Here is a 21,286-nt window from a genome sequence, read left to right as displayed (position 1 = left end):
CCCGTTCTCGTTCTTGTTTCCGGCGCTGTGTCAGAACTTCACGCCGGCCGTCACCCCGAAAGTGCGCGGTTCGGGGAAATAGCCCACGACCATGCCGCCGAAGCTGGGGCCGAAGTCGATGAAGTTGCCCGGATTGGCTTCCTTCGTCAGGTTACGCACGAAGAACGAAAGTTCCGCATCGGTGCCCAGCAGCGGCAGCTTGGTCAGGCTGGCGCGCAAGTTGACGATGGTGCGACCCTTGGACTGCGTGGTGTGCGCGTTCTGGTCGGACGGATTGTCGGTCACCAGCGCATAGGGGAAGGTGTAGTACTTCGCGACGTAGCTGACATCGGCGTAGAGGTTCAGCTGGCCCCAGTCGCCTTCGGCAACCCGCAGGTCCGCGCCGCCCGATGCCGTAACCTTCGGCGCGTGGGGGAAGGCGCGGTTGTCGGCCACGTTGGTCTCCACCCCGTTCACCAGATCCATGAAGCGCTTGTACTTCGGATCGAGCAGCGCCAGCGATCCGTTCAGCGTCAGCGCGTCGATGGGATGGAACACCGTTTCGAACTCAAGCCCCTGAATGCGCGCCGCACCGGCATTGCGCACGATGGAGGCGGCGCCAAGGCCGGCGGTGAAGACCGCCAGCTGCATGTCCTTATGCTCGTCCCGGAACGCGGAAACGTTGAAGATCAGGCGATTGCCGAAGGTCTTGGTCTTGATGCCCAGTTCGTAGCTGTCGACCGTTTCGGGCTTGTAGGGATTGCACAGTTCCAGCGCGCCCGATGGGCATTCCGGCGTCGGCGCGACGAAGACGTTGGTCTCGCCATTGAAGCCGCCCGACTTGAAGCCCTTGGCATAGCGGGCATAGACGTTGACCTGGTCGGTCACTTCATAGCCCAGCGTAACGGCGGGGGTGAAGCTGTTGTACTTGGCATCGGGCACGCCGCCATAGGGAATGTCGGCCACGACCACGGGCGACGTGATGCCGTTCGCCGCGTCGTAATTGACGCGGAAGAAGCGGCGGATGTCCTTCTTCTCATGCGTGTAGCGCGCGCCTACGGTGAGCTTCAGGCCGCGCAGCAGTTCGTAATCGAGCTGGGTGTAGAACGCGAAAGCCTTGGTGTGCGATCCGTAGTCTGAATCGAGGCTGGTGCCGCCACCGAAATAGCTCTGCGGATTGTCGGTTGCCGCCTTCTCGGTGAAGTAGAACGCGCCCGCCGCGTAGGACAGCTTGTCGGATAGTGCCTTGCCCGTCACCTGCAGTTCCTGGCTGAAGGCGTGATAGTCGGTCAGGCGCTGGGTATAGGCCACCGGCAGCGGCGACCCGTCGAGATCGAGCCCGTCGTCATACTTCAGGTTGCGATAGGCGGTGGTGGACTTCACCGTGGCTTCACCGAATTCGCCGGTCAGCGTCAGCGCGTGGCCGTAGCTGCGGGTCTTTTCATAGACATCGGCATTGATCGATGCGGTCGTGACGCGCTTGGGATCGGTGTAGAGATTGAGCGGGAAATTCGCGCCGACGAAGGGATAGCTGGGCGAATTGGGATCGAAGATATCGCGCGGATCGCCGTTCTGGTTCACCTGCAGCAGCTGCGAAAGCTGCGGCGTCTGCTTGCTGCGGCTGTAGTCGTAAGTGTAGTCCGCCGTGACGTTGTCCGCCAGTTCGGCGCGGACCTGCACCATGAAGCTGCCGCTGTTGATCGAGTCCGTCTTGTTCACGCGCGGCGGCAGTGCGGCGGGCACGTTCGGGATCGGATTCGGCACGATATCGATCAACCCGCCACGGCTGCGGTACTGGCCGGAGAGCTTGACCGAGAAGATGCCCATCTTCGGCAAGTCCAGCACGCCGCGGAACTTCATCTCGTCAAAGCTGCCGTAGGTCATTTCCATCGTGCCGCCCAGTTCGCCGCTGGGCTTGCGCGTGATCAGGTTCACCGCGCCGGCCAGCGCATTGCGGCCGTAAAGCGTGCCTTGCGGACCGCGCAGCACTTCCACGCGTTCCAGATCGGCGATGTCGAAGATCGAACCCTGCGCCTTGGCGATGTAGACGCCGTCCAGATAGAGGCCGACCGCCGGCTCCCAGGTGATTGCAGGGTTGATGGTGACCGAACCACGGATCGAGATCTGCGAGACCGTCTTGGAACCGGGCGCACGCTCGATCTTCATGTTCGGCGCGATTGTACCCAGCTTGTCGATGGAATCGACGCCGCGGCTGTCGAGATAGGCACTGCTGACCGCCGAGATGGCGATGGGCACGTTCTGGACGTTTTCCGAACGCTTCTGGGCGGTGACGACGATGTCGCCGATGCCGATCTCCACTTCCTGCTTCGCCGGCTGGGCAGCCGCTGCCGCATCTGGCGCCCCACCCGGCGCCGCGTCCTGGGCAAGTGCCGGGACGGCGACGATGGACATGCTGGTGGCGAGGGCCGAAGCGGCCAGGAACCTATTCACGATCTTTCTCTCCCGAAACCCTTTGTGCGCTTTCGCGCATCTGACTCACGTCACGCTTTCGCGCATCCGATTCACCCTCATTGAATATGATTCGTCAAATCATATGGCAATATGTTTCTTGTTCGCGCGTATTTTTGATGACATATTTACGCAAATGACGGTTCAACACGTGAAGCAAATCTGCCGCGTGCGTTCGATAAAAGACGTTGGGAGAGAGCATGGCCGATGGAATCGCCCGAACCGGCGATGCACCGCAATTCGACTTTGTGATTGCCGGGGCGGGCGTTGCCGGCTGCATCCTGGCGAACCGCCTCTCGGCCGATCCCAAGTGCCGCGTGCTGCTGCTGGAAGCGGGCGGAAATGACCGCAGCCCGCTGATCGCGGCGCCGGGCGGGTTGCTGCCGATCATGATGCGCGGCAGCCATGCCTGGCGCTACATGTCCGCACCGCAGCGGCACCTCGACGACCGGTCGCTTTACCTGCCGCGCGGGAAGGTTCTGGGCGGCGGATCGTCGATCAATGGCATGACCTATGACCGGGGCTTCCATTCGGACTATGACCGCTGGGCGGCGCAGGGATGCACGGGCTGGTCCTTTGCCGAAGTGCTGCCCTACTTCCGCCGGCTGGAAAGCTATGCCCCATCGCGGGACCAATGGCACGGCAACGATGGGCCTATCGCCGTCACCCGCGCCGGGCAGGATCCCCCCTTCGCACGGGCCTTCGTCGCGGCGGCGCAGCAGGCCGGCTATCCGTTCTGTGCGGACCTCAACGGCGCGGTGCGTGACGGGGTGGGGCCGGTGGACCTCACCATCGGGCGCGGGCGGCGTTCCAGCGCGTCTTCGGCCTATCTCCGCCCGGTACGCCATCGCCCCAACCTGACCGTGCTCACCGGCGCGCAGGCCTTGCGCGTGCTGTTCGAGGGCAAGCGGGCTTGCGGCGTGGTCTATCTCCGGCAGGGAGAGCACCACACCGCCCTCGCCCGGCGCGAGGTGATCGTCAGCGGCGGGGCGATCAACACGCCGCAACTGCTGATGCTGTCCGGGCTTGGCGATGCCCAGCACTTGCGCGGCCACGGGATCGACGTGGTGGCGCATGTCCCGGAAATGGGCCGCAATCTGCAGGACCACCTTGCCGCGCATGTGAAGTATCGATCGACCAAGCCCTGGTCGATGCTGCGCTATCTGAGCCCGCTGCGCGGCATCACGGCGATGGGACAATATCTCGCCACGCGGAGCGGGCCGCTGGCGGATCCCGGCATGTCGGTCGCCGCCTTCGTGCGATCCGACCCGGCGCTCGCGGAGCCCGACATCAAGATGCTGCTGGTCATGGCCCTGTTCGCCAACAACGGCCGCAGGATGGAGCCGAGCCACGGCTTCTACGCGCACATCAATGTCGCCCGCCCGCAAGCGCGCGGCACCGTCACCTTGGCCAGCGCCGACCCCGCTGCGCCGCCGGTGATCGACCAGATCTACAACGGCACCGAGCACGACCGCCGCGTCATGCGCGAAGGGATCCGCGCCGCCCGCCGCATTTTTGCCCAATCCGCCTTCGACGCGTGCCGGGGCGAGGAACTGGCGCCCGGCGCCTCCATAGAGAGCGACGAAGCGCTGGACGCCCATGTCCGCGCCCATGCGGAGGCCGATTACCACTCGGTCGGCACTGCACGCATGGGCGCGGACGCGGGGGCCGTGCTGGACCCGCAATTGCGCCTGCGCGGCGTTGACGGACTGCGCGTGGTCGATGCCTCCGTCATGCCGCATCTGGTGGGCGGAAACACGGCAATCCCCGTGGCCATGATCGCGGAGAAGGCGGCCGACATGATCCTTGGCCGCACGCCCCCGCCTGCAGCCCAGCTTTCCGGAGAACATGCATGAAAGTTCAAGCAATGGTCTGCCACGCGGCAGGCGCGCCGCTGGTGCGGGAGGAACTGGACCTTGCCCCGCCGGGAGAGGGCGAAGTCCTGATCGAGATCATGGCCAGCGGACTGTGCCATACCGATCTCAGCCAGCTGGACGGCAAGGCCGCGCCCTATCCCTTCCCCGTCATCGTCGGGCACGAAGGCGCGGGGATCGTGCGCGCGGTGGGCGCGAACGTCACATCGGTGGCGGTGGGAGACCACGTGATCGCGCTGGCCATCGGCGAATGCGGCGCCTGTGCCAACTGCCTTTCCGGCAAGACCAACCTCTGCGAACTATTTCTTGGCGAAATCGCCACCCAGCCGACGCGCTTTTCGCTGAACGGCCAGCCCGTTTCAGCCTATTCGGGCGTCGGATCGCTGGCCCAGTTCGTGGTCATGCACGAACGCAATGTCGCCCCGATCCGCGCCGACGTGCCGCTGCATCTGGCCTGCACCGCCGGCTGCTGCGTGGCGACGGGCGTGGGCGCCGCGCTGCACACCGCACATGTGCATGAGGGCGCGAGCGTTGCCGTGTTCGGCCTTGGCGGCATCGGGCTCAACGTCGTGCAGGGCGCGCGGCTGGCGGGGGCCCGCACGATCATCGGCATAGACGTGAACCCGGCCCGCGAAGCACAGGGTGAGCGCTTCGGCCTCACCCATTTCATCGATCCCACCACTGCCGATCCGGTCGCCGCCATTCGCGAGATCACCGGCGGCGGCGCGGACTTCGCCTTCGAATGCGTGGGCAAGGCGGCGCTGATGCGGCAGGCTTTCGAAAGCACCCGCATCGGCTGGGGCTGCTGCGTCGTGCTGGGCGTGCCGTTCGACCTGCAACTGGGCCGCACGGTCAAAGGATCGTTCATGGGCAATGTGCGCGGGCGCAGCCAGCTGCCGGCGCTGCTCGATCACTATGCGGATGGCGCGCTCAATCTGGACGATCTGGTGACGCACCGCCTGCCGATGGCGCGCGTGAACGAGGGCTTTGCGCTGATGAAATCGGGCGATGCCCTGCGCGTGGTCGTGAGCTTCGAATAAGGCTGGGCCCCCGGCGCGATGCCGGGGGCACCTATAGAATCACTGGCGCGGCGAATGGATATTCCCGCCGTCCACCACGATTTCGGACGAGGTGATGTAGCTGGCCTCGTCCGAGAGCAGGAAGCGGATCACCCGCCCCACTTCCTCCGGCGCGCCGAAGCGGCCTAGGAAGATGCGCCGTTCGAACACGCCGGGAAGCGCGGCCTTGGCGGCGGCAATGATCGGCGTATCGATCTGGCCGGGGCTGACCGAATTGATGCGGATGCCATCGGCCGAAAGCTCGTCCGCCATCGAACGCACCAGCGAGACTACCGCGCCTTTCGCCGCGCTGTAGATCGGGATCAGCCCGCTGCCCAAAGTCGCGTTGATGGAGGAGAGCGCCACCACGCTGCTGCCGGGAAGGCTGCGCATGTCGGCGCGGAACGCCTGCACCAGGCTGACGATGGCGCGCACGTGGAGGGCGATGCCCTTGTCCCACAATTCGGGCGTCACGCCGTCGATGCCGGTCACTTCGGCGGTGCCGGCCGAATGGACGATCCCGCCCACCAGACCCAAGGCTTCGCGCGTTTTCGCGGCAGCTTCCGCAATTGCCTGCGGATCGCGCAAGTCCACTGCCAGCCCGATGGCCGCAACACCCCAGGCATCGGCGATTTCCGCCGCCGCCGCCGTCGCGCCGGCTTCATTGATATCCCAGAGCGCCACGGGACGGCCGACCGCCGCCAATGCGCGGGCGCTGGCAAGGCCAATGCCGGAGGCGCCGCCCGTCACCACCACCGGGCTGGACGGTGCGCCAAGCGCGGGTTCGAAGTTCTGCTTTTCCATCTCTCTTCCCTTTCGCCCGATCAGACCATTCGCCCCATCAACCCAACCCCGGGGCGCCGGGCATACCCTGATAATAGGCGCCAACGATCATGCCGCCATCCACCACGATTTCCGCGCCGGCCAGATAGGATGCCTCGTCACTGGCCAGGAACACGGTCGCCGCCGCCACTTCCTCCGGCGCGCCGACACGCTGGAGCGGGATATTGCCGAAGCGTTCGTCCACCTTGTCGCGCGGCGAACCGTCGTGATTGGTCATCACCGTATCGACGCCGCCGGGGTGGACGGAGTTCACGCGCACGCCCTTGTGACCCAGTTCCATGGCGGCCACGCGGGTCAGCCCGCGCACGCCCCACTTGCTGGAGGCATAGGCGGAAAGGCCGTTCGCGCCCTTCATCCCGTCTACCGAGGAGACATTGACGATGGCGCCCTTGCCGCGCGCCACCATGCCCGGGGCCACCGCCTTGATGCCGAGAAATTCGCCCACCAGATTGACGTCCAGCACGCGCCGGTAATCGGCCAGCGTGGTATCGAGCAGGCCCGCGAAATGCAGGATGCCGGCATTGTTGACCAGCACGTCGACCGGCCCGAAACGCGCCTCCACGTCGCGAACCACGCTGGCCCAATCGGCCTCGCTCGTCACGTCCAGATGCCAGAACCCGGCAACATCGCCCAGTTCGGCCGCCAGAGCCGCGCCGGCTTCATCCAGCACATCGGCAATGGCCACCTTGGCCCTTTCGGCCACGAAGCGGCGGCAGGTTGCCGCCCCCATGCCGCGTGCGCCGCCGGTGACGATCGCCACTTTGCCTTCAAGCCTTCCCATCATGCATGTCCTTCGTTTTCGAAATTGTCTTTTGCGGCGGTCATGTCCGTCTCGCAGCGGTGCGTCCGCAGTAGCCTTGCCGCAAGCCCGTCCGGCGCAGGACCGGGATCGTCGTGCCCGGCCAGCCACAGCACGGCATCGGCGGGGAACGCACCGCCGCGCTCTGCAAATCCCCGCTCCATCACGATATCCAGAGCCACGCCTGCCCGATGTCGCGCGATCTCGCGCGCCCAGTCCAGCGCGCGGTCCATTCCTGCCCCTTCCAGAAGGACCGCAAGGCGCCGTCCGACCGCATCGGCTGGATCGCCGGGAGAGAGCACATGCTCCTCCACCCGCGCCGGGGCGAGCCGCGCGTGGTCGAGAAACCTCTCCTCGTCCGCGCGCAGCGTGGCGGCATGCGGCCCTTCGATGACGCGCAGCGGCGCCAGCGGATCGTCCACCCAGAACTCCGAAATCGTGTCCCAGCCGAAGCTTTCCGATGCCTCCACGTGATTGCGCGCATAGCCGCGGAACGGAAACAGCCGCGCTGCGAAGGGCGCGTGATGTTCCTCGTAATAGCGCTGGAAAAAGGCCCGGTCCCGATCCGGCCGGTGCACCAGCGCGCAGATGCTTTTCATGCCTTGCCTCCGCCAAGATGCGAAGCCGACGCGGCCGGGGGGACGGACCGCGTCGACCCGCGTGGGCCGTGAAAGACCCTTGCGATCATTCGCCGCCGAAGTGGTACTTCAGCCGCACCCCGTACATGCGCGGCTCGCCATAGAGCGTGGCGCGATAGAGCAGCCCGGTGTCCTGATAGACGTCGGAATTGCTGATACGGTAGAGGTTGTCGGTCAGGTTGGTGCCGAACAGGCCAAGGTCGAAATTGGTACCTGCCACGCCCTTCCAATCGAGCGAGGCGCTGAGCAGACCGAACGCCTCCAGATAGGCGCCCGGCTGGTTCTGCGGCAGTTGCACCGCCTCGGTATACTGGCTCGACGTGTGCGAATAGTTCACGAAAAGCGTCAGCGTGCCCAGATCGCCGCCAAGGTCGTGATCGGCGGACACGTGAACGCTCCAGATGTACGGCGCGGTATACTGGAAATCGAGGCACGAACTGTCAGCTATACCGGTTCCGCCATAGGCCTTTGGCAGCACATAGCCGTTGCAGGCCATGATCGGCGTGTTCGTCTCGAACTGATACTTGGTGTACTTCGCGTCGGTATAGCTGAAGTTGCCGCCGATCTCCAGGCCGGGGAAGGGACGCATCGATGCTTCCACTTCCACGCCGTTGATCCGCGCATCGGCATTGTTGGTGCGCGCGCCGCCGGCGTTGGTGGCCGGGTTGTAGTCTCCCGTCGCGCGCTGGATGTCCTTGTAGTCGACATGGTAGACCGAGGTGTTCAGGCGGAACGGCACTTCGCCCAGGAAGAAGTCGGACTTCACGCCCGCTTCGTAGCTGGTGACCTTCTCCGGCTTGAACGTGCGCGTATTCTCGAACACCGCGTACTGGTTGAAGCCGCCCGCCTTGTAGCTGTGGCTGACTTTGCCGAAGATCAGGATGCTGGGCGTGATCTTGTAGTCCAGCCCTGCCGTCCACGACGGCGCCTTGGTTCGCAGCGAGGCTTCCAGACGGCAGGTTGCCGCCGCCGTCGCGAAATCGACCAGCGAACTGTCCGATCCGCAAACCGCCTTGGTCGGATCGGTGGTGGAACGCTGATACTGGGACGCGAAGCCGTCGATATGGTCCCAGGTATAACGGAAGCCGCCGGTGAACCGCAGATTGTCCAGCGCCGGGGTCAGCGCACCAAGGTCCAGCGTCGCCTGCGCATAGAGCGCCTTGGACTTCGTGCTGGTGCCATAGGTGTTGTATCCCGCCTCGCAGAAGCCGGTGTAGAGCGCCGGGCAATAGACGATGGCGCGCGATCCCTGCGGACCGTCGGGCTTCTGGTCGTAGTAGAAACCGCCCACGGTCCAGTCCAGCCGGCCGCCCAGCGTCTTGCCCTGAAGCTGCAGTTCCTCGGTGATCTGGCGCAAGTTGTCGCGCGGCTCTTCGGTGTCCAGCGTGGCATTGGTGTAAGTCACCGGATAGCCCAACACCGGCATCGTCACCACGCCCGGCGCGGGCACTACCCCGGGATCGGCATCGTGCTGCTGCAGTATCGAGGCGTCGCCGTCATAGCGGTAGCCCAGCTTCAGCTTCTGGTAGCTGAAGATATTGCGCAGCGTAACCGTATCCGACAGGTCGATCGCGGTGGTGTTGGTCACGCCCCAGGTCACGGTGCGCTGGAACACATCGGTGGAGAACGCGGTCTTGCGCGGGCCCAGCGCCTCCGCATTGGCGGTCACCGCACGGTAGACGTCGCAGGGCACGCCGATGGGGCCGGGCACATTCGGGGCATCGGCGCAGAAGCCCCGGCTCTTCAACGCATCGATATTGAAGCCGCGATTGACCAACCCGGCGCCGTTGTTGCTGGACTTCGAGTAGTAGGCCATCGTGTAGTTCTCGACGCCGTCCACCGGGCGCAGCGTCAGGCCCATGCGGCCGGAGTACCAGTGCTCGTCATCGCGATCCTTGTTGAAGGTGACGTCGCGGGTGAAGCCGTCGCGGTCGTGATAGGCGCCGGCCACGCGCAACAGCACCTTTTCGTCGACGATCGGCAGGTTCACCGCGCCTTCCAGATACGTGCGGTCGTAATTGCCGAATTCGCCCTTGATCCAGCCGCCCAGCAGTTCGCCAGGCTTCTTGGGCACCAGCAGCACCGCGCCGCCGGTGGTATTGCGCCCGAACAGCGTGCCCTGCGGCCCCGCCAGCACCTGCATGCTTTCAAGATCCAGGAAATTGCCCGGCCCGCCCTGCTGGCTGAGCGTCAGCGCCCCCGGGAGCGGCACTTCGTTCATGTAAACGACCACGCCGGGCGAAGCCTGGAACGTCGCGCCCTGCCCGCGCAAGGTGAACGACATGGAATCGCGCGAACCCTGGCCATTGGGCCCCACCACCAGCGATGGCACGCTGGCCTGAAGGTCCTGCTCCTTGCCGATGCTCTGCTTTTCCAGCCGGTCGGGCGAGATGGCGGTGATCGCAATGGGCACGTCCTGCCCGCGTTCCGCGCGGCGGTTGGCGGTGACGATGATCTCGGTAATGCCCGCCGTGGCGGCGTGGGCCTGCGGTACAACGGCCGGCCCAGGCGCGGTTTGCCCGCTGTCCTGTGCCTGTGCCGTTATCGGCAGCAGCGCCGCCAGCGCCGCGCCCGACAGCCAGCAATGCTTCGCCCGCATCCGCATGGCGGATGCCAGTTCCTTCTTCTTGGTCACGATTGTCTCCCTCTCCACTCGACATCGTTCTTGTGTTCTTGTGCGGCGGGGGCCGCAGGTCCGGGGAAAGGGCACGAAAGCGGTCGCCTGCCGAAACGTCATGTCGCGGCGAGTGTGATACTTCGTGCTATGGCCGAGTGGATCCACTGCCGGAAATCGGCAGGAAGCCCGTGCGGCACCTTTCCCTTCGCTTTATGATCTTGCTCTTTCTTTAGACCTAACACTTACGCAAAATGCCATCAAGATCATATTTCATGTGATGATTGCGCATGATTTACGCAATTCAATCCGCAAATGAGCAAACGAATATCGCTGCGAAAGCGGCGAAATTCCGCGCTCTCTCGCACCTGTAGGGCGCGCATACGCAAAGAGCCGGAGGCGTGCCATTCCGCACACCTCCGGCCCTGACAATCGAAACCTGCTGCTCAGGAAGAGGTCAGACTCCGAATCCCCCCGAGACCGAGATCGACTGACCGGTGGTATATCCACCCTCGTTGCTCGCGAAATAGACGCAGGCATGGCCGATCTCTTCCGCCGTGCCCCAACGCTTCAGGCAGAGCAGCTTGTGCGTCTCTTCCACCCAGGCCTGATCGAATTGGCCCTGCTGGGTCAATTCATGAAGCTGCCCGGCATCGATCACACCCACCAGGACCGAATTGGCGCGGATGCCGAAGCGCCCTTCTTCCTTGGCGATGCCCTTGACCAGTTGCTCGTTGGCGGCCTTGACCGCCACCGACATGCCATCGCGCGCCGGCCACCAGTCGTGCCCGGCCGACCCCAGCGTGACGAAGCTGCCACCGCCTTGCTCGCGCATATGCGGGATCGCTGCCTGCGCCGCCGCGAAGAAACCGTGCACTTCGACATCGAAGGCATGGCGCCATTCCGTCATCGGCGTTTCGGCCAGATAGCGCTGGTTTACCAGCGGCCCGGCACCCCAGACAACCGTGTGGATGCGGCCATGTTCGGCGATGGCGGCGGCGATGGCATCCTGCACTTGCGCCGCGTCGGTCACATCGGCCGCATGAACGCTCGCCTTGCGGCCCTGCGCCTCGGCATAAGCGGCGACCGCTTTCGCTGTATCGGGCTTGCTGCGATAGACCACTGCCACGTCGCTACCGGCATCGGCGAAGCAACGTGCCACGCCCTGCCCAATTCCGCCGCTGCCGCCGAACAGCAGCGTACACCCCGCTGGAAATGTCGCCACGGGTTCTCTCCCTTCGATGTTTTCAATGCATGAACGGCCTGCCGAAACAGGCCGCCCCGATCAGGCCGCGACGCTACCGGGTCGCTTGTCCAGCGTGACTACCAGACCGTTCACGCGGCCCTGGATTTCCGGGGCCTTTGCGCGCGGATTGAAGAACTGGCGATACCAGCTGCGCACTTTGCCGTAGGGCCCGTCCGCCGGCACGGCCATCGGATTGAGGCAGGCGCGCTTGTTCGCCCAGATCTCCACATCCTGCGCGAAGGCAAGGCGGCTGCCTTCCTGATACATCGCGGCATTGGCGCGATCCTCATCGGTGATCTCGCGCGAACCGTCGTGCACTTTCACCATCAGCCCGTGCCATGCGCGCGAACGGCCGTCCTCGATCGGTGTGTTGGCGATCATGATGAAGCTGTCGAACGCGCCCGCCATTTCGGACTGGAGGAAGCCCGGCCCTTCATACCAGGTATCCAGCACCAGCTGATCCTCGGCAGAGGCGGTCAAGGTGCGGTGCCCGGCGCTGTAGTACTGGTGGACGACGTGGTTCTGGAACTCGTTGGCGAAGTACTGGAAATCCTTGGCCCCGTGGATCGGCACGAAGTGGCCGTAATCCGCCATGTTGTCGACGATCTCGACACCGTGGACATTCAGATCGCCCATGAAGTCGATCTTCCATTCCACCCAGCCCGGTTCACCGTAATGGCCGCCGAATTGGGGCAGGTCGTAATCCGGCTCCAGCCCTTCCTCGTCATGCCACATCCACAGGATGCCGGCGCGTTCGATCACCTTGTAAGTGCCCAGCTTCGCCGCCTTGGGCACGAAGTCCGAATAGGGGATGTGATTGCACGCGCCGTCCGGGCCGTAGCGCCAGCCGTGGAACGGGCAGCGGATCGATTCGCCTTCGACGTGTTCGGCGTCGCGCACGATGTAGGACGTGCTGTTCTTCGCCAGATGCGCGCCCATATGCGGGCAATAGGCATCGACGACATAGGCCGTGCCCGATTCGCCGCGATAAAGCACCAGATCCTTGCCGAAATAGCGGATCGCGGCAGGCGTGCGGGTCGCCTCCTCCGCCGCACCGATCATGAACCAGCCACGCGGAAATGCGTGAGGCCCAAGGCCATAGTCGCTGGTAGTGGCCATTTGCATCGACTCCTTATGTTGCGCCTGCTCACGGCGGCGCATTCCTTGTCCATTTAGCCGTTCGATTGACGATTTGCGAAGAGAATTGACCTGCACATAGGTTGTGCAAATATGCACGCGCTATGGAATGGAGCGATCTTCAGGTCTTTCTGGCTGCCGTGCGCGCCGGTTCGTACACCGCCGCAGGGCGCCAGCTGGGCATCAACCGCACGACGGTCGGCCGGCGGGTGGACGCGCTGGAAGCGGCGCTGGGCGTCGCGCTGTTCGAGGAGGGGCCGCTAGGCCCCGCGCCCAACCGGGCGGGCAAGCGACTGCTGGCCGCCGCCGAAGTGATGGAGCGCGAAGTCGCCCAAATGCGCAGCGATCTGGCGCTGCCCAATCTGGCCCAAGGCCCGGTGCGCGTGGCAGGCAGCGGGGGCATCGTCAGCGAATTCCTGCCCGAATTCGCCGAATTCCGCCGCCGCCATCCGGAAGTGTCCATCGAACTGCTGGGCGAACTCGATCCGATCGACGCGGTGACCTACCGCCGCGCCGATATGGCCATCGCGCTTGTGCGCAAGCCGCCGCTGCGGCTCTGGGGCGTGGAACTGGCGACGCTGGCGCAGGCCCCTTACGCCCGGCGGGACGGGGCAGGACAGCCTGCGCAACTGGGTTGGGGGTTCGAACTCGACGCCGCCCTGCCCGGCAGCCAGTGGACCGCCAGCAATCCGGCCGGCGAGGCGGCGGAAAAGGCCGGGTTGACCACCTTCAACGCCTGGCCGCAAATGAAGCAGGCCGTGCTGGCCGGGCTTGGCAGCGCAACGCTCTGGTGCTTCGCGGCCGATGGCGAGCCCGATCTGGAACGCCTGGCCCCGCCCGATCCGCGCCATGACTGCCCGCTATGGCTGCTCCATCGCGCCAAGGCGCCGCCCAGCGCGGGATTGAGCGCCTTGATCGCCTTTCTGACCGAGGCGCTCAGGGCGCGCGTGACAGGCCCGCCAGCAGGCTGAACGCCCACGAAGGGTCCTCCCCGTCGGCGCGGCCGTGGCTGGCCTCCGCGCCCAGTTTCGCCATCGCATCTTCGTCCACCGCGCGCACCTCCCCGTGATCGAAGGCGAGTTGGCGGTGGAGGAATTTCCAAGCTCCGTCCCGCCGCTCGTAGCGGTCGAGATAGCGGCCGTGGACGATATATTCTGTCCGCTCCGGCGGATGCGTGCGGTGCCACGCCCGCACGAGATGTTCGCCCTCCGCCCGGTCGCCGTCGATTACCACCACGCTGTTGGCGATCGCGTGGATGGTCAGTTCCCATGGTGCCATCGCCTGCGGCAACCATGCGACGAAGGCATCGGGGCCGCCGCGAAACATCGTGCCGTGATCGTCCACCGCATCGTCATGATAGAGCGAGCGGACCAGCGCGAAGTCGCGCCGGTCACACCCCCGGCAATAGCGGGCGACCAGATCGGTGATCGCCATGCGATCGCATTGCTCCTGCCAATCGGGCATCGTCTCCTGATCCTTTCGCCATTCCGGCACATTGTTTTCGATTTTCAGATATTATCACCTCATGTATTACGCAAATCCATGATCGAATCAAATTCGACAGAGAGATTGCCGAATCAGTCGGCCATGAAGGCGGCGCTCGATGCCTATGTCGATCGCATCAACGCGGGCGACGTGGAGGGCATTCTCGCGCTCTTCGCGCCGGACGCGGTGATCGAGGATCCGGTGGGCACCGAGGCGAAGAGAGGCGCGGCGATCCGGGCGTGGCTTGTCGATACGGTGGCGTTCGAAACGCGCATCCAGCCGCTCGGCCCCGTGCGCGGATCGCACGGCCGGGAGGCGGCGCTGGCCTTCGATGTGGAATTCACCCCGCCGGGCAGCCCGCGCCTGCGCATTCGCTCGATCGATGTCTGCAGCTTCGATGCGCAGAACCGGATCACCCACCTGCGCGGCTATTGGGGGCCGGACGATATTGGCCCTCCCCCTGGTCGCGAGTGACGCAGAAATAACGCCAAGGCCGAAGACGGCACGGCATGAAGGAGAGGAATTGCCCCTATGGCCACGATCGCCCCCACGGACGAAGCGGCGTCGTTCACCTGCGACGCTCTGCTGGATGCTGCCCGGCAGCGCGCCGGGCTGAATGATTTTGGAGACACCTGGTTCCTGGAACCGATGGAACGCTATGTAGAGGCGGTCCACCGCGAAGCCCGGCTGACGCCCGCCGGCTATGCCGCCCAGCGGGAAGTCGTAGTGAAGGGGCTGACCAGCCGGCTGCGGATGATCGAAGACATCCGCCGCGCCCCCGAAATCCTGGACGAGCATGTCGAAGTCGCCGGCGTGATTCTGGGTCTGCCGCGCACCGGCAGCACGATCTTCCACCGCCTGCTGGCCGCCGCGCCGGGCATGACCGCGATCCGCTGGTACGAAGCGCAGAACTTCGCGCCTTTCCCGGATGAGGCGCCCGGCGATCCGCGCGAACGGCGCGCCTATGCCCAGGCCATGATCGACGGCTGGCTGCAGCTATCGCCCGAACTCGTATCGATCCACCCCCTCGATCCCGAGGCGCCGGACGAGGAAATCCTGATCCTGGGCCAGATGTTCGTTTCGACGATGATCGAGGGCATGAGCTTCGTCCCCTCCTTCGCGCGCTGGCTGGACGGGTACGACCAGTCGCGCGGGCATGAGGATCTGAAGACCATCCTCAAGTACCTGCAATGGCAGGATCCGGCCCGGCGCGGGGCGAAGTGGATCCTCAAAAGCCCCTCCAACCTGCCTTACGCCGAACTGGCCGCGCGCGCCTTTCCGGAGGCTCTGCTGATCATGACGCACCGCGATCCGGCCGAAGTCGTGCCCTCCTACGTCAGCATGGAAGCCGCGCTCTACAAGCTGGCGGCGACAGTGGAAGATCGGGAAGTCGGCCAGTTCTGGTCCGCCCGGCTGGCCGAATGGATGGTCCTGTTCGAAAGGGCCCGCGCCCGCATCGGCGAGCATCGCTTTGTCGATATCGATTACCGCGCGGTGGCGCGCGATCCCGTCGGGCAGGCGGAGCGTGTGCTGGCGCGCATGGGCGTTACCCCGAACGAGGCGGCGCTGGCCGAATTCATGGCCGGGAACAGCCGCGAACAACGCCCGACGCACGAATACGCGCCGGAGCGCTTCGGGGTCGACATGGCAGCGGTACGCGACGCCTTTGCGGGATACCGCGCCCGCTACCTGTCGTAAGAGGCCTTTTGAAAAATGCCCGGAAGGGCATTTTTGGGGCGGCACCGGCCCACTCCCCCACCCGACCACCCACGAGTGTATCCTGATGGGTGGTCGGGTGGGGGAGTGGGCCGGTGCCGCAAAATCCGCCTCAGGCGGATTTTTCAAACAAACTCTAATGCATCGGCGCGATCAGCTGTTCGCGCCGGTCAGGTCCCGCGCGGCGATGTAGCCGAAGGTCATGGCCGGGCCGATGGTGACGCCGGCACCTGGATAGCTCTCCCCCATGGCCGATGCGGCATTGTTGCCCACCGCGTAAAGGCCGGGGATGGCGGCGCCGTTATCGTCAACAACTTGCGCGCGCGCGTTGGTGCGCAGGCCGCCGTTGGTGCCGATGTCGCCCGGATAGATCGGCAGGGCATAGAACGGCCCCTCGGTCAGCGGACGCAGGCAGGGGTTCGGGCCATGGCGGTAATCGCCGTACATCTTGTCATAGGCCGCCTCCCCGCGATGGAACACGGGATCGCGGCCTTCCGCTGCGTGGACGTTGAACTCCGCCACGGTGCTGGCCAGAGCGGCCGGATCGACGCCGATCTTTGCCGCCAGTTCCTCCACGCTCTGCCCCTTGCGCAGGATCTGGCGCACGCCGCGCGATTGCAGCCAGTCGGGCACCAGCGGCAGCAGCGGGCCCATCGGGAACTGATGGCGATAGCGGTTGTCGAAGATCATCCAGCTGGGGCTGGCATCGCCATGGTCCCGCTGGCGGCGCGCCATCTCCTGCCCGGTGACGTGGTAGGACGCCGCCTCGTTCAGATAGCGCTCGCCCTTCTGGTTCACCATGATGCAGCCGGGAAGCGCCCGCTCGATCGTGCAGAGCCGGCCGCGATCCTCACCCGGAACGTAGAAGACCGGCGCCGCCCAGGCCGATTGCAGGTTCATCGTGCCCGCCCCGATCGCCGCGCCCGCGCGAATGGAATCGCCGGTATTGCTGGTGACGCCGCCGGACAGCTTCGCCTGCGGATAGAGCGGGGCATTGGCATCGCGCATCTGCTGGTTCTTGTCGAACCCGCCCGCCGCCAGCACCACGCCCTTGCGCACGCCGATCCGCAGGGGCTTGCCATCGCGCTCCACCACGATGCCGATGACGCGGCCGTCCCCGTGCTCATCCTCGCGAACGATCTCCCGCATCGGGCTCGCCAGCCAGACCGGCACGCCCGCCTCGTCCAGCGCCAGCCGCAGCGCTCCCGTCAGCGCCGTGCCCAGAGTCAGGCGGCGATCCTTGCGCGAGGTGAAGCGGAACGGCAGGTCCAGCCAGTACTTGCCCATGTTGGCGACAAGGTGCGTGAACCAGCCCTTGGTGCGGTAGAGCAGCTCGTACGTCTCGGCGAAAGTCCACTGGAGATAGCCGAACAGGCTGGCCGCCGGGGACGGAAAGCGCTGCGTGCGGATCGCCGCGCCGAGCAGCTTGCCGTCGAACTCCAACGGCAGGTGCGTGCGAAATCCGGTGGGCGATCCGCCCGGATTTTCCGCATGATAGTCGGGATAGGGCTGCGCCTGATAGCGCACGCGCGTGTTCGCGGTGACCCAGCGCAGCATCGGCGCGGCATTGTCCACATAGGCGCGGATGTTCTCATCGGGCACATTGTCGGCCGAGAGCCCGCGAACATAGCGGAAGGCATCGTCCAGATCATCCACGAACCCGGCTTCACGCGCCTGATCGCTGCCCGGAATCCAGATGCCGCCGCCCGACGTGGCGGAAGTACCGCCCCACAGCGGATCCTTTTCGACGATCAGCACATCGGCCCGGTTATGCGCCGCGACCAGAGCGGACAGCATCCCGCCGGCCCCGGATCCGACGACGACGACATCGACGACCTTGTCCCATTGCGCGCTCGAATTCCCGGTCATGCCTCTCACCCGGCCGGTAGCCCGGCCTCTTTATAGGATCTTGTGACGCATGTTGCGATTGATATTGCACTCCTGTCAACTCCATGCGTAAAATGATGCGTCATTTTCTACGAGTCATTCGGGTAAAAGAGCATAATGGTGGAGATGGAAGGCAAAGTGGCGCTGATTACCGGCGCGGGACAGGGCATCGGCCTTGGCGTGGCGCGGGCGATGGCGCAGGCCGGGGCACGAGTCATGCTGGCAGGCCGCACTTACGATAAGGTGGCGCAGGCGGCGCAGGCGATCGTCGCGGAAGGCGGCGAAGCACAGGCGCTGGCCTGCGACGTCTCCAATGCGGAGCAGATCGACGCGGCGGTAGAGGCCACTTGCGCCGCGTTCGGCGGGATCGACGTGCTGGTCAACAACGCGCAGCAAGTGCCGCTGGGCAAGCTGGACGATGTGACGGACGAGGCTTTCATTGCCGGCTTCGAATCCGGTCCGCTGGCCACCTTCCGCCTTATGAAGCGGGTGCAGCCGGTGATGGCAGCGCGCGGCGGCGGCACGATCTTCAACTTCGCCTCCTCCGCCGGGATCCGCTGGGACATGACCGGATATGGCGCCTATGCCGCCGTGAAGCAGGCCACGCGCGCGCTGACCCGCGCCGCTGCCGCCGAGTGGGGCCGCGCCGGCGTGCGCGTGCTGACCATCGCGCCGCATGGCGAATCGCCCGGCCTCAAAGGCTGGATCGAACACAATCCCGCCGAGGCCGAAGCGTTCTTCCGCACCATTCCGCTCGGCCGGATCGGCCGGCTTGAGGAAGACATCGGCCGCGCGCTGATCGCCCTGTGCGGCACCGACCTTGGCTATCTGACCGGCGCCACCATCCCGCTCGACGGCGGGCAGGCCAACTTCGACTGAGGGAGACGACAGGCCGTGGAGAAGATCGTCGCTGCCCTTTGGGCACCTCAGGATGAAAATCGCGCCGCCTATGCGGAACGGCTGCTGGCCGGATTGCCCGCCGCGCTGCAGGCGGCCGGTGCGCAGCGTGTGCGGCTGAACTTGCGCGATGCGGCCGTCGCGCCGGCCGACCAGATGGTCCAGCGCTGGCAGGCCCCGCAGCAGGATGCGATCGTCCAGTTCTGGCTGGATTCGGCCAACAGCCGGTTTCGCGGCGCGGTAGACGCCGTGCTGGCGGAGTACTCGGACCGTTTCGCCGCATGGCTGGTCTGCGAATCGACCATCATCGCCAACGATGCGCATCCGCCACGGCCCGATGCGCGGACCTGGGGCTGGAGCCAGTCCACCTTCCTGGCCTTCCGCCGCGACATGAGCCGCGATGCCGCGCTCGCGCACTGGGTGGGCGAACACACCCGCGTCGCCATCGAGACGCAATCAAACTTCGAATACGTGCAGAACATCGTCGTGCGCCCGCTCACCGCAGACGCGCCGGCCTACGATGCCTTCGTGGAGGAATGCTTCCCGGCCGAGGCGATGTCCGCGCCGGAAGTGTTCTTCGACGCGGCCGGCGACCCCGCCAAGTTCGAAGAGAACGCCCGCATCATGATGGACAGCTGCACGCGCTTCATCGACTTTTCGCGGATCGATGTGATCCCGACCAGCCAATTCCAGTTCGCGGACTGACGTACCAATAGAACCAACGGGAGAGAAAAATGGCGCAAGGAAACGGAAAGGTCGCGCTCGTCACCGGCGCAAGCCGGGGCGCCGGCGCGGGCATTGCGCGCGGCTTCGGCGAAATGGGCTACACCGTCTACGTCACCGGCCGCACGACCGTGCCGGGCGATGCCAAGGGGTGGGACGGATCGGTGCTGCCGGGCACGGTGGCGAAAACCGCCGCCCGCGTGAACGAACTGGGCGGCACCGGCATCCCGGTGGTCTGCGACCATGCCGACGATGCGCAAGTCGCCGCGCTGTTCGATCGGATCCGGCAAGAATCCGGTCGGCTGGACGTGCTCGTCAACAATGCCGCCTATATGCATCACCAGCTGATCGCCAAGATGCCGTTCTGGGAGAAGGAGCTGGATGCGCAGAAGATCCTCGATGTCGGTCTGCGCTCGGCCTATGTCGCCAGTTGGCATGCGGCGCGGATGATGGTGCCGCAGGGATCGGGCTGCATTGCCATGACCTCTTCGTTCGGCGCCTCCTGCTACATGCACGGCCCGGCTTATGGCGCGCAGAAGGCGGGCCTCGACAAGCTGGCGCACGACATGGAGCACGATCTGCGCGGCACCGGCGTGATCGCCGTCTCGCTCTGGCTCGGCCCTCAAGTCACCGAACGGGCGGAGATCGCCCGCCGCACCAATCCCGAACAGTATGAGGCTTTCGCGGAAATGGCGGAGAACCCGGAATTTTCCGCGCATGTGCTGGAAGCGATCCAGAATGCGCCGGATCGCGAGGAGCTTTCCGGGCAGACGCTGATCACCGCCGAAGTGGCCCGCACCTTGGGCGTTACCGATCGCGGACGGGAGCGTCCCTCGCACCGCGAGATGCTGGGCAGCCCGCGCCCGAAGAACCCGGCGGCGGTCTATTGACGCAGACCGCTCGCAGACCAGACTGACGATAGGCACCGGCGAGGCGAACACGCCCGCCGGTCAAGGAGAGGAACGCACCGAGGATGCTCGATCCCCATATCAAGGCGCTGCTGGACATGTTCTCCGCCGCCCCGAAAGTCGATTACGCCACGATCACGCCCGAAGCGCTGCGGGCGACCAGCGACCAGCCGATGGCCTTCGCCCCGCCGCCCGAAGTGGCGCGGGTGGAGGATCTAGTCCTGCCCCTGCCCGGCCGCGACATTCCGGCGCGGCTCTACCTGCCCGAAAGTGCGGGCGAAGCCGGAGATGAAACCTCGCCGCTGGTGGTCTTCTACCATGGCGGCGGCTGGGTGATCGGCACACTGGACACGCACGATGCCACTTGCCGCCAACTGGCGCGCGAGAGCGGGGCGGCGGTGCTGTCTGTGGGCTATCGCCTCGCGCCCGAGCATCCGTTCCCCACCCCGCTGGACGATTGCTACGACGCGCTGGTCTGGGCCGCAGCCCACGGCGAAACGCTGGGTGTCGATGCCACGCGGCTGGCCGTGGCCGGCGACAGCGCGGGCGGCAATCTTGCCGCCGCCGTGGCGATCCGCGCGCGTGATGAGTGCGGGCCTGCACTGCGCCATCAGGCGCTGGCCTATCCGGTCACCAGCAACAGCTTCAGCCATGCCTCTTACGCAGAGAATGGCGACGGCAGCTATTTCCTCTCCACCGATGCCATGCGCTGGTTCTGGCAGCACTATCTGGGCAGCGACACGGCCGATCACGTTCCACTCGCCAGCGTGCTGGGCACGCCCGATCTTGCCGGGCTGCCTTCGGCCACGGTGATCACGGCCGAGCACGATCCGCTACGCGACGAAGGCATGGCCTATGCCGCGCGACTGGGCGAAGCGGGCGTGGAGGTCGACAGCACTGTCGCGCCGGGGATGATCCACGGCTTCCTGTCTATGTTCCAGGCGGTGCCCGGCGCGCTGCCATGGATGGAGCGCGCCGGGAGGGGACTACGCGAAGCGCTCGCCTGACTGTTC

The 21,286-nt window shown here is 65.6% G+C and carries 18 protein-coding genes; 9 read left to right on the top strand and 9 right to left on the bottom strand.

Features of this window, described 5'->3' with window-relative positions:
- Positions 1-30 precede the first annotated feature (30 nt).
- On the bottom strand, positions 31-2,430 hold the full coding sequence (locus tag ACZ1JC_RS07740) for a TonB-dependent receptor (RefSeq protein WP_465140123.1): 2,400 nt from the start codon (positions 2,428-2,430) through the stop codon (positions 31-33).
- Positions 2,431-2,648: 218 nt separating this feature from the next.
- Between ACZ1JC_RS07740 and ACZ1JC_RS07735 the strand changes: the two genes are divergently transcribed.
- Both ACZ1JC_RS07735 and ACZ1JC_RS07730 read left to right on the top strand, forming a co-directional pair.
- Complete coding sequence (locus ACZ1JC_RS07735; protein WP_465140124.1) at positions 2,649-4,304, top strand: GMC family oxidoreductase; 1,656 nt, start codon at positions 2,649-2,651, stop codon at positions 4,302-4,304.
- Positions 4,301-5,362, top strand: coding sequence for an alcohol dehydrogenase catalytic domain-containing protein (locus ACZ1JC_RS07730; RefSeq protein ID WP_465140125.1), 1,062 nt, complete (start codon positions 4,301-4,303; stop codon positions 5,360-5,362). Before ACZ1JC_RS07735 ends, ACZ1JC_RS07730 begins: the two co-directional genes overlap by 4 nt.
- A gap of 39 nt (positions 5,363-5,401) precedes the next feature.
- Here ACZ1JC_RS07730 and ACZ1JC_RS07725 read toward each other — a convergent pair whose 3' ends face one another.
- From ACZ1JC_RS07725 to ACZ1JC_RS07700, 6 genes are all read right to left on the bottom strand, one after another.
- Positions 5,402-6,184 (bottom strand): SDR family NAD(P)-dependent oxidoreductase, encoded by a 783-nt coding sequence (locus ACZ1JC_RS07725; protein WP_465140126.1) that lies wholly within the window; start codon positions 6,182-6,184, stop codon positions 5,402-5,404.
- A gap of 37 nt (positions 6,185-6,221) precedes the next feature.
- On the bottom strand, positions 6,222-7,007 hold the full coding sequence (locus tag ACZ1JC_RS07720; protein ID WP_465140127.1) for an SDR family NAD(P)-dependent oxidoreductase: 786 nt from the start codon (positions 7,005-7,007) through the stop codon (positions 6,222-6,224).
- Complete coding sequence (locus ACZ1JC_RS07715) at positions 7,004-7,621, bottom strand: EthD domain-containing protein (protein WP_465140128.1); 618 nt, start codon at positions 7,619-7,621, stop codon at positions 7,004-7,006. Before ACZ1JC_RS07715 ends, ACZ1JC_RS07720 begins: the two co-directional genes overlap by 4 nt.
- Before the next feature lie 85 nt (positions 7,622-7,706).
- Positions 7,707-10,295, bottom strand: coding sequence for a TonB-dependent receptor (locus tag ACZ1JC_RS07710; RefSeq protein WP_465140129.1), 2,589 nt, complete (start codon positions 10,293-10,295; stop codon positions 7,707-7,709).
- A gap of 436 nt (positions 10,296-10,731) precedes the next feature.
- The gene (locus tag ACZ1JC_RS07705) at positions 10,732-11,499 is read right to left on the bottom strand and encodes an SDR family NAD(P)-dependent oxidoreductase (RefSeq protein WP_465140130.1); all 768 of its coding nucleotides are present in this window, start codon (positions 11,497-11,499) and stop codon (positions 10,732-10,734) included.
- Between the two features lie 60 nt (positions 11,500-11,559).
- A complete protein-coding gene (locus ACZ1JC_RS07700; protein ID WP_465140131.1) occupies positions 11,560-12,639 on the bottom strand; it encodes a Rieske 2Fe-2S domain-containing protein in 1,080 nt (359 codons plus the stop codon).
- A gap of 122 nt (positions 12,640-12,761) precedes the next feature.
- Here ACZ1JC_RS07700 and ACZ1JC_RS07695 point away from each other — a divergent pair, with 122 nt between their 5' ends.
- Positions 12,762-13,628: a LysR family transcriptional regulator gene (locus ACZ1JC_RS07695; protein ID WP_465140132.1), complete on the top strand. Its 867-nt coding sequence runs from the start codon at positions 12,762-12,764 to the stop codon at positions 13,626-13,628.
- Here ACZ1JC_RS07695 and ACZ1JC_RS07690 read toward each other — a convergent pair.
- On the bottom strand, positions 13,594-14,121 hold the full coding sequence (locus ACZ1JC_RS07690) for a nuclear transport factor 2 family protein (protein WP_465140133.1): 528 nt from the start codon (positions 14,119-14,121) through the stop codon (positions 13,594-13,596). The two genes, ACZ1JC_RS07695 and ACZ1JC_RS07690, sit on opposite strands and share 35 nt — an antisense overlap.
- A gap of 105 nt (positions 14,122-14,226) precedes the next feature.
- On the opposite strand from ACZ1JC_RS07690, the gene ACZ1JC_RS07685 reads away from it, so the two are divergent.
- Both ACZ1JC_RS07685 and ACZ1JC_RS07680 read left to right on the top strand, forming a co-directional pair.
- Positions 14,227-14,616, top strand: a complete 390-nt coding sequence (locus ACZ1JC_RS07685; protein ID WP_465140134.1) for a nuclear transport factor 2 family protein — start codon at positions 14,227-14,229, stop codon at positions 14,614-14,616.
- A gap of 57 nt (positions 14,617-14,673) precedes the next feature.
- Positions 14,674-15,840 carry a sulfotransferase family protein gene (locus ACZ1JC_RS07680; RefSeq protein ID WP_465140135.1) on the top strand — a complete coding sequence of 389 codons (1,167 nt, stop codon included), beginning with the start codon at positions 14,674-14,676 and terminating at the stop codon, positions 15,838-15,840.
- A 171-nt stretch (positions 15,841-16,011) separates the two neighbouring features.
- Here the strand turns inward: ACZ1JC_RS07680 and ACZ1JC_RS07675 are convergent, their stop codons facing one another.
- Positions 16,012-17,727 carry an FAD-dependent oxidoreductase gene (locus ACZ1JC_RS07675; RefSeq protein WP_465140136.1) on the bottom strand — a complete coding sequence of 572 codons (1,716 nt, stop codon included), beginning with the start codon at positions 17,725-17,727 and terminating at the stop codon, positions 16,012-16,014.
- 135 nt (positions 17,728-17,862) lie between these two features.
- Here ACZ1JC_RS07675 and ACZ1JC_RS07670 point away from each other — a divergent pair, with 135 nt between their 5' ends.
- The 4 genes from ACZ1JC_RS07670 (at position 17,863) to estDL136 (ending at position 21,280) form a co-directional block, all read left to right on the top strand.
- Complete coding sequence (locus ACZ1JC_RS07670) at positions 17,863-18,624, top strand: SDR family NAD(P)-dependent oxidoreductase (protein ID WP_465140137.1); 762 nt, start codon at positions 17,863-17,865, stop codon at positions 18,622-18,624.
- A 15-nt stretch (positions 18,625-18,639) separates the two neighbouring features.
- Complete coding sequence (locus ACZ1JC_RS07665; protein ID WP_465140138.1) at positions 18,640-19,347, top strand: EthD domain-containing protein; 708 nt, start codon at positions 18,640-18,642, stop codon at positions 19,345-19,347.
- A 29-nt stretch (positions 19,348-19,376) separates the two neighbouring features.
- On the top strand, positions 19,377-20,255 hold the full coding sequence (locus tag ACZ1JC_RS07660) for an SDR family NAD(P)-dependent oxidoreductase (protein WP_465140139.1): 879 nt from the start codon (positions 19,377-19,379) through the stop codon (positions 20,253-20,255).
- 83 nt (positions 20,256-20,338) lie between these two features.
- Positions 20,339-21,280 carry a chloramphenicol hydrolase gene (gene estDL136 / locus ACZ1JC_RS07655; protein WP_465140140.1) on the top strand — a complete coding sequence of 314 codons (942 nt, stop codon included), beginning with the start codon at positions 20,339-20,341 and terminating at the stop codon, positions 21,278-21,280.
- Positions 21,281-21,286: the final 6 nt, after the last annotated feature.

It is taken from the genome of Sphingomonas sp. BL-S-28 (assembly GCF_055521515.1).
Note: the sequence above shows the minus strand (reverse complement) of the source record. Positions and strands in the feature narration are given on the sequence as shown.